At 58.0% G+C, this 11881-nt stretch carries 10 protein-coding genes and 2 pseudogenes; 7 read left to right on the top strand and 5 right to left on the bottom strand.

Annotated features, from left to right (window positions below):
* Positions 1-661: pseudogene (locus GJ630_RS11535) on the top strand (hypothetical protein); the annotation flags it as partial.
* Here the strand turns inward: GJ630_RS11535 and GJ630_RS11530 are convergent.
* Positions 662-1153 carry a DUF3368 domain-containing protein gene (locus GJ630_RS11530; protein WP_191449923.1) on the bottom strand — a complete coding sequence of 164 codons (492 nt, stop codon included), beginning with the start codon at positions 1151-1153 and terminating at the stop codon, positions 662-664. It abuts the pseudogene before it with no gap.
* Positions 1143-1388, bottom strand: coding sequence for a UPF0175 family protein (locus tag GJ630_RS11525; RefSeq protein WP_050036503.1), 246 nt, complete (start codon positions 1386-1388; stop codon positions 1143-1145). Before GJ630_RS11525 ends, GJ630_RS11530 begins: the two co-directional genes overlap by 11 nt.
* A gap of 202 nt (positions 1389-1590) precedes the next feature.
* Here GJ630_RS11525 and GJ630_RS11520 point away from each other — a divergent pair, with 202 nt between their 5' ends.
* Positions 1591-1827 (top strand): hypothetical protein, encoded by a 237-nt coding sequence (locus GJ630_RS11520; protein WP_146418404.1) that lies wholly within the window; start codon positions 1591-1593, stop codon positions 1825-1827.
* A gap of 66 nt (positions 1828-1893) precedes the next feature.
* Here the strand turns inward: GJ630_RS11520 and GJ630_RS20605 are convergent, their stop codons facing one another.
* On the bottom strand, positions 1894-2376 hold the full coding sequence (locus tag GJ630_RS20605) for a hypothetical protein (protein ID WP_014030985.1): 483 nt from the start codon (positions 2374-2376) through the stop codon (positions 1894-1896).
* Positions 2377-2431: 55 nt separating this feature from the next.
* Here GJ630_RS20605 and GJ630_RS11510 point away from each other — a divergent pair.
* Positions 2432-3336, top strand: a pseudogene (locus GJ630_RS11510) (HAD-IC family P-type ATPase); the annotation flags it as partial.
* A 67-nt stretch (positions 3337-3403) separates the two neighbouring features.
* On the opposite strand, the gene GJ630_RS11505 reads toward GJ630_RS11510, so the two are convergent.
* Positions 3404-3640, bottom strand: a complete 237-nt coding sequence (locus GJ630_RS11505) for a helix-turn-helix transcriptional regulator (RefSeq protein ID WP_023842948.1) — start codon at positions 3638-3640, stop codon at positions 3404-3406.
* Between the two features lie 3 nt (positions 3641-3643).
* Between GJ630_RS11505 and GJ630_RS11500 the strand changes: the two genes are divergently transcribed.
* The 4 genes from GJ630_RS11500 to GJ630_RS11485 all read left to right on the top strand — a co-directional run bounded on the left by GJ630_RS11500 (position 3644) and on the right by GJ630_RS11485 (position 8912).
* Positions 3644-4165, top strand: a complete 522-nt coding sequence (locus tag GJ630_RS11500) for an Lrp/AsnC family transcriptional regulator (RefSeq protein WP_023842947.1) — start codon at positions 3644-3646, stop codon at positions 4163-4165.
* Between the two features lie 1165 nt (positions 4166-5330).
* A complete protein-coding gene (locus tag GJ630_RS11495) occupies positions 5331-6755 on the top strand; it encodes a hypothetical protein (RefSeq protein ID WP_197427647.1) in 1425 nt (474 codons plus the stop codon).
* A gap of 583 nt (positions 6756-7338) precedes the next feature.
* On the top strand, positions 7339-8268 hold the full coding sequence (locus GJ630_RS11490) for a CBS domain-containing protein (protein ID WP_129756366.1): 930 nt from the start codon (positions 7339-7341) through the stop codon (positions 8266-8268).
* 176 nt (positions 8269-8444) lie between these two features.
* Positions 8445-8912 carry a pyridoxamine 5'-phosphate oxidase family protein gene (locus GJ630_RS11485; RefSeq protein WP_014030979.1) on the top strand — a complete coding sequence of 156 codons (468 nt, stop codon included), beginning with the start codon at positions 8445-8447 and terminating at the stop codon, positions 8910-8912.
* A 155-nt stretch (positions 8913-9067) separates the two neighbouring features.
* On the opposite strand, the gene GJ630_RS11480 is transcribed toward GJ630_RS11485, so the two are convergent.
* The gene (locus GJ630_RS11480; protein WP_129756365.1) at positions 9068-11812 is read right to left on the bottom strand and encodes an HAD-IC family P-type ATPase; all 2745 of its coding nucleotides are present in this window, start codon (positions 11810-11812) and stop codon (positions 9068-9070) included.
* Positions 11813-11881: the final 69 nt, after the last annotated feature.

Raw genomic sequence — 11881 nt, 5'->3', positions numbered from 1 at the left:
CGTTTCCGACAGCATCGCGAGCGGCGAGGACGTCTCCCATGGGACGGTGAAGTGCCGAGCAGCCTTCGGAACCGAGCCAGCCACCACTCTCACGAAGGGCTGGCCCGACCTGCCGACCGAAACCACGATCGGCGAGGAATCCGGACAGGCGCTCTTGGAGACAGCCGACGAACAGACCAACTGGGACGGGGATGGGGGCGACGTCCAGCCACGGATCTATCTCGAGGACGGGTCGCCGGTCACCGACCGCTCGGAGTTCCAGCAGCTCACGGATGAGTTCCGGGAGGACGACGGCACGTACTGGCTTGTGCCCGGCGTTGTGAAGCGCCATCAGGCAAGAGCCGAACCGGAGATAGTCGGAATCGGGTTCTACTGTCGCCAGTGTGGCGCCGTGACGGGACACGAATCGTACGGACTCGATGGCTTCGAGTGCCACCCACACCTTGACCGGCTGATCTGGACCTGCAGGGAGTGTGGGCAGCACCGACACGAACCCGACCAAGAGGATGACACGGAGGACGTCACGGACTACGAGCATCTTCCCGACGGCGTCTCACCCGAAGACATCCACGGCGACGAGCCAGACTTCCAGGAGCAGGAATTTCAGGACCAGATCAGTGCCTATCGCAAGCGGATTGGCTCCTTTCCGTGGGAGCGGTAGCTATTCTGTGACTTCAGAGAGGACTTTTGAGTAAAGCTCATCAGAGATCCAGAAGCCAGCGTCACGAAGGGCGTCAAGTTCGTGTTTTAATTCAATGTCTCCAACATTGGCTCCGCGGAGTAGTATCCCGATGACTCCCGTTACCGTCAGGCTGTGTCTCCGAGCGACCTGTCGACCGTCTTTTTCATCCAAAAGGATGAGGTCAGCATCGTGCTCGATGGCATGACAAATAGCAGCTGTTTCCCCGAGATCCAGCTCGTGGAAGATTTCAGTGAAGAGGTGCGACTGTTCGACCTCGGTGATCGTCAGGAACTCATCGTCACGCAACGAGCGAAGCGCGTCTACACCTGCCTCTCCATCAGTGAGTTCGTCCCACACCTGACGCGGAATGGTGATGCTCGAAAACTGCGATTTGAGAAGGGTGAGTTGGTCGATAAGTGCAAGATTCAGCAGCGGTGACGTGTCCGAGACTACAAGCTCGTTATTCGGCATAGTCGAGGTCTTCGGCAAGTTCAGTGTCGGTGTAATGGCGTGGGATTTCGCGGTCTCCGAGTAATGTCTGGAACTCTCGGTGAGACAGTTCTGCCAATGCACGCGCTTTCCCGAACGAAAGGACATCACGCGCGTAAAGCGAGACAGCCAATTCTTGTTTCATTGCCTGCGGCCGCTCTCCCTCCGGAATCTGGAGCGCCTCATACACCTCTTCATCAATTTCGATAGTAGCCATACTTGTCTGTTGGATAACCCGATTATTGAGTGTTTGGCTGCGCTATCCGAATGTGACGTCGTGTAGTCTCACCTGTGCGGTCGAAAACCTCTGTTTTGGTAGATTGGAGTGCAATTTGGCTACGATACGATTCGTGTTCGACGTCCATGACCGACCGGTGAACAGCTGAGGTTTTGTGTCCCCCTCGCGGCCGGAGGAGATTATGAGTACCACAGCGCCTTCCTTCGAGGAGTATGACTTCGACCGCGGTGACCACGTCCAAGTCGACTGGACAGACGGAGACGGCCCACTCGATGCAGTCGTCGGAACCGTTGCAGAAATTTCGTGTTCCGGCGGCAACGTGATCGTCGCTGTCGAGGCTGACGACGACCAGTATCCCGACCACTCGATCTACGGCGGGACCCACGATTGCGCTCCCGAGTGGGTCGAATTGCTGTGAGTGACTCCCCCCTCTCGTGAGAGCAACACCTCCGCTCGCTCGCTGAGAGTGGGGCCTCCACCTCGATTACGGTGGATTACTCGCAGCATTCAGCGGGTCGTAGGAGTCTGCATGATAGGCAACACGCCAGAGTTTGAGAACAGCACGAGTGACAAGTGCTTCGACAGACTGCTTGATGCAGGACTCTTCGATATCGTCTGGATCGGAAGTGGCGTCAGGGGGCGGATGATAGTATTCGAGACCTGGAACGGAGATGTAATCACCGCCATGTGGATGACTGTCCCAGCGGAAATTCACACCGTCAGTGTCCGTATAGTGAAATTTGTAGTCCGCTCGAGTCGTCCACTGAACATCAATTCGGGCGGAGTCAGCACTACGGCGGCCGTCACCGAGTGGGACTTCCAGAACCGTCGGGTTGAGATAGCCGTCTAGCGTTGGCGCTGCGAGCGGCTCTTCTCTCTCGATGATGTCACGAACCGTGAGGAGCGCTGATCGGTCGATCGATCCTCGTAAGGAGTGGAGTTTGTCTGTTCCGTTTCTCTCCACCATCTGCTAGGCGAGAATACTATCGTCAGTTGATCGTGAGTCCCCGTCGACAAACTGTTTGGCATTCGCAATCGAGAGTGATTCCGAACACATGATTGCACGAGCCATCCGCGAGGCAGCTGACGAGCGTGATCTTAGCGCACCTGACGCGACCGACTTCGAGGCGATCAAAGGCGAGGGGTTCGCGCGAGCGTCGAAGGAAACGAGGTGTACGTCGGCGGGCCGAACTTGTTGACCCAACTCGATAGCGATGTCTCCGATCACCTCCAGCGTTTCGCTGATGAGGCCGGCGAGAACGCACAGACAGTGGTGTATCTCGTTCTCGAAGGAGAGTTGATCGCTGCCTTCGCGATGGCCGACGTGATCCGCGAGGAAAGCTACGCTGTCGTCGACGCACTCCACGATCTGGGCATCGAGGTGGCGATGCTGACCGGCGACTCCCAGGACGTCGCCAGAGCGGTCGCCGATGAACTGGGCATCGATACGGTGTTCGCAGAAGTCCTCCCCGAGGACAAGGACGAGAAAGTCCAAGAACTCCAAGACCAGGGCAAGCTTGTGGGGATGGTCGTCGACGGCGTCAACGACGCGTCGGCGCTGACGCGAGCGGACGTCGGCATTGCGATCGGGAGCGGTACCGACGTTGCGGTCCAGTCGGCCGACGTCATCCTCGTCCAGAACAACCCGATGGACGTGGTGCGACTCGTGAAGCTAAGCAAGGCGAGCTACCGGAAGATGCAGGAGAGCATCGTCTGGGCGGCCGGCTACAACGTCTTCGCTATTCCGCTTGCAGCAGGCGTATTGGCACCGATCGGAACTCTGCTGTCCCCCGCTGTAGGTGCGCTTCTGCTGTCTTTGAGTACAGTAATCGTCGCGATCAACGCACAGCTACTCCGCCGCGTGGACCTGTCCATTCCCGAGCTTCCAAGCGGGACACCAGCTACGGAGGCACAGCCCGCGGACTGAGGCCCTTTTGGCTACTACAGGAGGGATTCCTTCGGGATGACCATCGCTTCCGACAGACCGGTGGGTGCTACGCAGGAACCGATTCTTTGCTCTCCAAATACTGGCTTTCCCACTCCTGTCGTGCCTCTATTTCACGCTTACCACGCTGTGTGACTGTGTATACGCTCGTCCGCTTGTCGAGTTCACCCTTCTCGAGCAGTCCTTTGTTGACGAGATCGTCGTGATTCGGATAGAGACGGCCGTGGTTGCTCTCTTGCTCGTGATGGGCCCATGCGGACTTTTCAGTCGCCCCGTCCAAGGACATCGCATGGACGACTCCCCACTCGACGACGTGGACCGGAGCATCTTGCACCAACTTCAGCTCAATGCCCGCCAGACCGATACGGAGATCGGTGAGAGGGTGGATGTGACCTCCACGACGGTCCGAAATCGCCTCGACAAGCTCGAGGGGAAGGGCGTAATCCGGGGCTACCACCCCGAGATCAACTACGAGGAAGCGGGCTACCCCCTCCACGTCATGTTCGTCTGTACAGTCAATCCGAATAAGCTTGACTCGTTGGCCGATCAGATCCTCGATATTCGCGGTGTGGTAACCACCCGCGAGTTGCTTGGGGGCGAACGGAATGTCCACGTCGAGGTCGTCGCCGGCACGGTTAGGGAAATCGAAGAGATCCGCAACGAACTGGCGGACGTGGGCATGACAATCACCAGCTCCGAAATCATCTCCGAGACACAAGTCCAGTCATGGGACCACTTCTATCCACAGTCGGGGCCCGGCGCGCGGCAGGATGACGGCACCGACGACGGGTCGGTCACCGATCAAGGATAACCGGGAGATCGATTGAAATTTTCAAACATCTCCGCGTCTACCGGCACTGAAATCACATTCTAATTTCAAAATATCCACCGATAGCCAGTTTGAGTTGGAATTTCCAAATGTGACAACTGTGTGGGTAACCGACTTTATTCGTGTCGGCGTCCTCCTTCGCCGGATAATCTCCTCGGGTCGGCTCCCCGTGGTGAACCCGGTGAGGTAGCCAGTCAGCGCTGCTCTGGCCAGACTGCGCGAACAGAGTGAGTATTACAGACACTGTACTGAGGGATTGCATTGTCAACGCCTTGGAAAAATCACATGCTGTACTCGCATCCTGTATTCAACACGGCCGGTGAAACCTATCACCGGCAGAGACTTTCAAAAGTCCGTTGCTGAGTAGAAATCATTCCTTCTGAATCCCCGTCGAGCAATTTCTGAAACTACAGCATTATCACGGGATTTCTCGGGATGCCTTCTACGCGCTCAAATCGGTACGACACGGCTCATCTGCTATTTGAGGGTGTCATTTCGGCTTGCAGATCGCGGTTTTCGTCCAAAGAGAGAGGCAATATGCTGTGTGCGAAGGCCGCCGGTTCTCTTCGGCTGAGGGGATGTCACAGGGAGAGTGGACTCGCGAACCTATCAGTTTTAGTGTATGAGATGGACGGGTGCGTTTCGGTGTGTCTGTTTCCCCCGCGAGATGGTGGCGGGGCGCATCACATGCCCCCGATTGACAATGGCTTCGGAACAACGCAGCGAAACACGAGCAGCGCATCAAGCGGACAGAACTCCTGACGGTGAGCCGACGATCTCGACCGATCGACCGGGATCACACGCCGGTCGTCACCCTCGTGGAGTGTACTCTCGGCGAGCTCACGCACGAGGCCGTGGGCGCCGTCAACTCGCACAAGACCGAGATAATCACCGAGTACAGACAGTCGCCTTCTTCTCGAATGTCCCGAACCGCTCGTCCTCGTAGGTTTCGGGGTTTTAGGCGTGTGCGGCTTCGACCGACTCGTCATCCATTTCGTTTTGGTACGGTAGCTGTGAATATAATCACACTGGTCGTAGGTGTATCGGGTCGTCGTGTGGAATCCAGAGATCTATTACCGTGAGTGGCCTGCTTCAATCAAGAAGCATGGGGAACGATTTTCGCGAGACCACTGGAACGACGGAGAGAGTGACGGAATTGGTCGCCGCTTTCGAGGACGGGCGGGCGGGCGATGCCGAATTCGAGGCGTTGCGGGAGTTGCTCGCGACCGAAGACGCCAGGGACCGAGACGTCGCCATGTCTGGCATTCGTTCGGTCGGCATCGTCGACGAGGAACGAACCGAGGCGGCCGTCGACGTGTTGCTGGGGCACTGTTTCGACCAGCCCAGGCGAGTCCGCGAACCCGCCGCCGAGAGCCTCTCGGACGTCGGTCGCGAGCAGAACCCGGCAGTGCTCCGCCCCGCCGTCGACACCCTTCGGGAGCGGCTCCACGACGCCCACGAGTCGACCCGGAGAGAGGCACTGTTCGCCCTCAGGGAACTGTGCAAGCACCACGCCGAACTGTTCGTGCCGCTCGTCGACGATCTCCGGGTCCGTCTCGACGACGGCGAGGCGTGGGTCCGGGAACACACACTGGCCGTTCTGGGGGAGATCGCCGCAGAGCGACCCGAAGCTATCACCCCGCCGTTCGACGATTTCGAGGCGTGCCTGGACGACGACGTCCCGAAAGTACGGTCCAAAGCGGTCCTGCGGCTCGGCTCTCTCGCGGAAACGCATCCGGATGCGGACCGTCCTTCCATCGATGACTTCCGGGCGTGTCTGGGCGACGACAGCTGGACGGTCCGTTCCAGCGCGGCCAGTGCGCTCGCTTCGCTCGCGGAGACGCGCCCGGATGCGGTTCGACCCGTCATCGACGGCATCCTCGCATTGCTGTCGCCACCCGCTGCGTTCGTCGGACCCGGTCCCAGGGGTGAACAGACATCCATCACACTGGCGCTCGGGCGGCTGGGTGTGACCTTCCCACGCGAGGCACCCCGTATCGCCTCGACACTCCAGAGCATCTTCGACGAAGAAGGTGCTGGAAACACCACGTTCGAACCCATATACGAATCGATCACCCGTGAGCTAGAGACGATTGCACAAGCCCACCCGGAGGCGGTCGTGCCCGCCATCGATGACCTTACCGCCAGCCTCGACGCGTCGAGGATCGAACGCCGTCGTTCTGCGGCCAGGGCACTCACGGCGGTCGGACGGACCCACCCCGACGAGGTTCGCCCCGCCGTCGAGAACTTAGAGGCCCGTCTCGAAGACGAGGATCCGTGGGTGCGTATGGAGGCGACCGAGGCACTGCTGGCTCTGGACGTGGTGGACTCCGAAACGGAATCGGCGGCTGAGGAGATCTGCGCGCTCTTTCTCGCCGCCGCGGACTCCCAGGAGGCGATCGACCGGTTCGTCGCCGCAGAGCCTACCGTGGGGGCGCTGGTGGTCACCGAACTACGATCCCGTGTCGGCGACATGGATTCGGTCGACGAGAAGCCCTCCGTGGCAGCGGCATTCCGGACGATCAGTACCATCGACGACGCCTATCGCTATCTGAGTCCTATCTCGATCTGAGCTTCGGTCTTCGTCACTGCACTGGCTCACTCGGATATCGTATTGCGGGCTGCCGTCTCGTGGATGTCGTCCACTTTCCAAGACTTAATCCTCTATTCAGTCAGATTGGTATCTTTATCTTGTATTTGCAACCCTTTAGTTCATAAAATTGAGGTTGTATTTCCAAACTCGGGTTTTTATTGTTAATATCTCTCGTTTTCACTCTAACTTATGCACTCTAGTTCCATTACCGATGATGTCGATAAGGCACATTATAACCTCCCAAAGGTCGTCACCACGGGCGACAGATTGGTGCCCTCGTTGGTTTCGAGAAGAACAAATTGAAGCTCTTGGATACCAGAATCCAGCACGAAGAATAACACTGATCAATTAAATCTTTAAACAAAGCACCAGTATTCAATCTGAAGGGCGTTATTTTGTATATAATATATGCGTAATTATAACTATTTGATCTCGGTTAGATACACCTTTTATTCCATTTCTTTACTTTTCTATTCCTTTTAGTAATAACATACGTACAGCTGTTATCGGTTGGTATCTCTTCGTCAGATAACCTCTTGTCACGTCGAACCGACGTGCAACCATGGCGTTCCCAATTCGCGTCAACGACGTGATGAGCAGTCCGGTCGAGACGGCGTCGCCTGAAACAACTGCCAGTACTGCCGCCGGCCGGTGTCACGCGGGCTCAATCGGGTCACTAGTCGTCGTCGAGGACGGAGAGGTCCTCGGCATCGTCACCAGCGACGACTTCGTGCGACTCCTCAGCGAGGAGTCGAGCCCGGAAGAGCGCTCGCTTTCGGAGTTTATGTCAACCCACGTTGTTTCGGTCGATGCGAGCGCCACCCTCGGCGCCGCGGTCGAAACAATGTTTGAGCATGATATCGCCCGGTTGGTCGTCTTCGATGGAGACGAGCTAGTTGGGCTGGTCAGCACTGACGATATCGTCCGTCACGTCCCGCAAATCCTCCAGCGGCGGGAAATCGAAGGCCACGAACAACAGACTGCCAACTACTACCGACATCAGGAGACTGCTTACGAAAAAAACGACTGGGACGTTGAGGGTACGGGACTCGACGACCACCACGTCAACGTCGGTGACAGAGTCGAGTTTTCGAAGACGATCAGCGAACAAGACGTGAGGACCTTCGCTGCCGCCAGTGGCGACACAAACCGGCTTCATCTCGACGAGGAGTACGCCAGCCAGACGCGGTTCGGCCGGCGAATCGTCCACGGGACGCTTGTCGGTGGATTGATCAGTGCTGCGTTGGCTCGTTTCCCCGGTGTAACTATATACATCTCACAGGACCTCTCGTTCCTAAAACCGGCCGACATCGATGTTCGCCTTACCGCAGTCTGTGAGGTTGTCGAGGACCTCGGCAGGAACAAATACCAGCTCACGACGGACGTGCTCAACGAGGACGGCGAACCGATAATTGAGGGCCAGGCCGCCGTCCTGATCGACGAGACGCCGGAGACAGGTCAGGTCACCGTCGAGGTCCTCGCCAGCGGGTGACCGAGCAGTTATAGTAACAATTAAACGATTTACACACTGATCGCACTGCTGCCATGCGATCAAGTGTGCATTGATTTCCAATGGCTACTATAGCAGACGCCTCCATCTGTTGTCTATCGGGAAACTATGAGACAGCACACGGAATTATGTCACTCGATAGCATACTCTGATATGGAATGACTATCGACGAACTCACCGACTTCGGGTTGCACAAGATGACCGACGAGGAGGTAGAGGGGTTTCTCTCTAGCCAGAGTATGGGAACGCTGGGACTCCCAACAGACGTCGAACCCTACCTGATTCCGATGACCTACGGGTATAATGGAGGGGGGCGTCTCTACTTCTACTTCATCGGAGACAACGGAAGTCGGAAAATGGAGTTGGCCAACCAGGCAGAGTCGGCGGCATTCCTCGTGTACAGTGCGGAGACAGCGTTTAACTGGGAGAGCGTCGGACTCATCGGGACGATTCAGAAACTCCCGGAAGACAGACGTGGTGAACTCGACGAGACGACGACGCCAACGTGGCGCCCGGAACTGTTCGAGACCGCGAGTGACTCGCTTGAAACACAGATATACGAGTTCCAGATCGAGGAATGGACCGGCGTTCGACACACTGGTCTCCCGCCGGGATTTTATAACTGAATGCGTCCCCTCCTCGGAATGAATCGGGCTGCTCGGAGATAACGTCCTCCCCGGCGTGAACGCTGGGATGCTGTCGCTTAATTAAGCGAGAATTCACAGGAGAAAGCCCGCTTCGTGGCGGAGAGCGCGACTGAGGGTCTGCCAGATTTCCCGCTCTACGCCTCCTTCTCGCGAGTTTGCGAAGAGGTCTGTGACGCTCTCTCCGAGCGCTTAGGGTACCGCATCTTCCAGCTCAGTTTGTGCAGCTCGATAGCGACGGCGATGGTCAGGGCAATCCCACCGAGAACGAGCCACTGTTCCAGACTGACAGGTGCGGTTCCAAGGACTGCCTGAGCGGGCGGAAAGTACATCGCTCCGAGGTGGATCAAGAACGCAGTAATCGTCCCGGTAAGCAAGATGGGGCTCTGCAACGGTGATAGACGGAACAGAGAGGCCGTCTCGGAGCGGGCATTGCCGATATTGACCATTTGGAACAGGACGACCAGCAGGAGCAGGTGATTGCGGACAGCCGCCTCCGAAAGCCCCTGCTCCAGTAACCAAATGAACGTCCCGAACCCGATCACACCGATCACCATCGCGGCGACGAGTGTCCGTTCGATCATGATTTGATTGAAGATTCGCTCGTCAGGAGAGCGTGGTGGCCGATTCAACACGTCTCCTTCCTTGGGTTCGAATGCCAGGGCGACGTCCTGAATCCCGTTCGTGACGAGGTTCAACCAGAGAATCTGGACGGGCACCAGCGGGAGTGGTAGTCCGGCCGCTAAGCTCAACAGGACGAGTGTAACTTCTCCAGCGCCGGTGGAGATGAGCAGGAAAATGATCTTGCGGATGTTGTCGAACGCGATCCGGCCCTGTTCGATGCCCGCGACTATCGTCGCAAAGTTGTCGTCGCTGATCACGAGTTCGGCCGCATCCCGGGCCACGTCGGTCCCCATCTGTCCCATAGCGATACCGATATTCGCCTGCCGAAGCGCCGGTGCGTCGTTGACACCGTCACCCGTGACGGCGACGTAGTGTCCCATACCCCGGGCAGCTTCGACGATTCTGAGTTTTTGATCGGGCGAGACGCGTGCAAACACCCGCGTCGTTTCTATGATTTCCACAAGCTGTTCTTGGGAGGCGTCCATGAGCTCGGTTCCGGTGGTGACCTCCTCCGGAGACTCGGCCAGTCCGAGGGCACGGGCGATAGCAAGGGCCGTCTCTCGATGATCTCCCGTAATCATTGTGACAGTGATGCCAGCCTGCTGTGCTGACGTAATCGCCTCCTCGACACCGGATCGGAGCGGGTCGATCATCCCGATAAACCCGAGAAACGTCAACCCGGTCGGTTCTGACGGGGGCTGGCCGAGATCCTCGGTGGTCTCCAGCGTTCCTTCGGCGACGGCAAGCACGCGATATCCCTCGTGAGCCATCTCGGTCGCCTGCTGTTGCAGTTCTTGCCGCGAAAAGTCGCCCTCGCTTGCATCCGAACACATCTCCAGAACGCGCTCGGGCGCACCCTTGACGAATACCTGTTCCTGGTCACGGGTTTCATGAAATGTCGCCGCATAGCGCTGTTCGGGTTCGAAAGGGATCTCGTCAATCTGTGGGTTCGCGTCGAGCGCCGCCTCGCGGGACCACCCCAGCTTGTGACCGAACGCGAGAAGCGCGATGTCGGTCGGGTCACCGCGCCACGTCCACTCGTCGTCGCGTCGGGACAGGTGCCCTTCGTTACAGAGCACAGATGCGCGGGCGAGACGAGACAACTCGTTTGCGAGATGAGGCTCCGGAGGGTGCCCGTCTCTGAGGACACTCCCTTCCGGGGCATACCCCTCGCCGGTCACCTCAAACGTCCTTCCATCGGGGAGTTGAGCCTGTTTGACCGTCAATTCGTTTGCAGTCAGCGTTCCCGTCTTATCCGACGCAATCATCGTACAACTTCCCAGTCCTTCCACAGCCACTAGACGACGGACGATGACGCCTACCTTTGCCATTCTCCGGCTGGCGACGCCTAGCGCGACAGTGATTCCCACGGGGAGCCCTTCAGGGATCGCCGACACGGCTAACGCAACGGCGAACAGGAACATTTCGACGGCGTCGTACTGCTGGACGAAGATTCCGAGGAGGGCGGTGATTGCCGCGGCGGCGAGTACGACGAGGCCGACAATGCGGGTAAATCGCTCCATACGCGTCACGAGGGGAGGCTGTCCGCCCTCAACGGCCGTGACGTCCTCGGCCAATCGGCCGACAACCGTATCGGCACCGGTTTCGACGACGACACCGCGCCCCCGCCCACGGTTGACCACCGTTCCCGCGTAGGCCATATTGCGCCGATCTCCGAGTGAGGCCCGGTCGTCGCCTGCCCACTCTTCGTCTTTCAGGACGGGGGCTGATTCGCCGGTGAGTGGCGACTCGTCGATCTCTAGACCATGTGTAGAAACGAGTCGAATGTCCGCAGGAACACGGTACCCAGATTCTAGAAGCACGATATCACCAGGGACGACCTCTTCTCCATCGATGTCGCGTGTCTCACCATCTCGAATGACCGTCGCCCGGGTCCTGATGAGTTGCTGCAGTGCCTGACTGCTGCGTTCTGCACGCCATTCTTGGATACCGCCGACGAGCGCGTTGATCAACAGCACCAGGGCGATGAATCCAGCGTCAGTCTCCTCACCGATGGCAAACGAGACAATTGCCGCGGTGGCGAGAATGTAGATGAGTGGGTTTTTGAACTGACGGAGGAAAATTTGCCACACGGTGACCGGCTTTGTCTTCGGCAGGCGATTTGAGCCGTGTTCAGAGCGCCGGCTTTCAGCGTCCTCGGTCGAGAGACCATCTGAATCGGCGTCAAGGGCGTCGTATATCTGACTTAGCCCCCGTGAATACCAGGATTCGGTGTTCGTCGAAGCGGAGACAACCATTAGTTACGGGGTGTACACCGGGGGACGACTTAGTGGTCAGTGTCGAGTACAGAAGCAGGGTGTCGTTTA

The organism is Haloarcula sp. CBA1122 (assembly GCF_009741785.1).
Lineage (GTDB): Archaea > Halobacteriota > Halobacteria > Halobacteriales > Haloarculaceae > Haloarcula > Haloarcula hispanica.
The sequence above is the reverse complement of the archived record's forward strand: the minus strand, read 5'-3'. Positions and strand labels throughout refer to the sequence as shown.

What these genes read in the sequence shown, in the direction of transcription:
- GJ630_RS11530 (WP_191449923.1), bottom strand. Translation starts at nt 1,153, where the DNA reads ATGCCGAATAACGAGCTTGTAGTCTCGGACACGTCACCGCTGCTGAAT.
- GJ630_RS11525 (WP_050036503.1), bottom strand. Translation starts at nt 1,388, where the DNA reads ATGGCTACTATCGAAATTGATGAAGAGGTGTATGAGGCGCTCCAGATT.
- GJ630_RS11520 (WP_146418404.1), top strand. Translation starts at nt 1,591, where the DNA reads ATGAGTACCACAGCGCCTTCCTTCGAGGAGTATGACTTCGACCGCGGT.
- GJ630_RS20605 (WP_014030985.1), bottom strand. Translation starts at nt 2,376, where the DNA reads ATGGTGGAGAGAAACGGAACAGACAAACTCCACTCCTTACGAGGATCG.
- GJ630_RS11505 (WP_023842948.1), bottom strand. Translation starts at nt 3,640, where the DNA reads ATGTCCTTGGACGGGGCGACTGAAAAGTCCGCATGGGCCCATCACGAG.
- GJ630_RS11500 (WP_023842947.1), top strand. Translation starts at nt 3,644, where the DNA reads ATGGACGACTCCCCACTCGACGACGTGGACCGGAGCATCTTGCACCAA.
- GJ630_RS11490 (WP_129756366.1), top strand. Translation starts at nt 7,339, where the DNA reads ATGGCGTTCCCAATTCGCGTCAACGACGTGATGAGCAGTCCGGTCGAG.
- GJ630_RS11485 (WP_014030979.1), top strand. Translation starts at nt 8,445, where the DNA reads ATGACTATCGACGAACTCACCGACTTCGGGTTGCACAAGATGACCGAC.
- GJ630_RS11480 (WP_129756365.1), bottom strand. Translation starts at nt 11,812, where the DNA reads ATGGTTGTCTCCGCTTCGACGAACACCGAATCCTGGTATTCACGGGGG.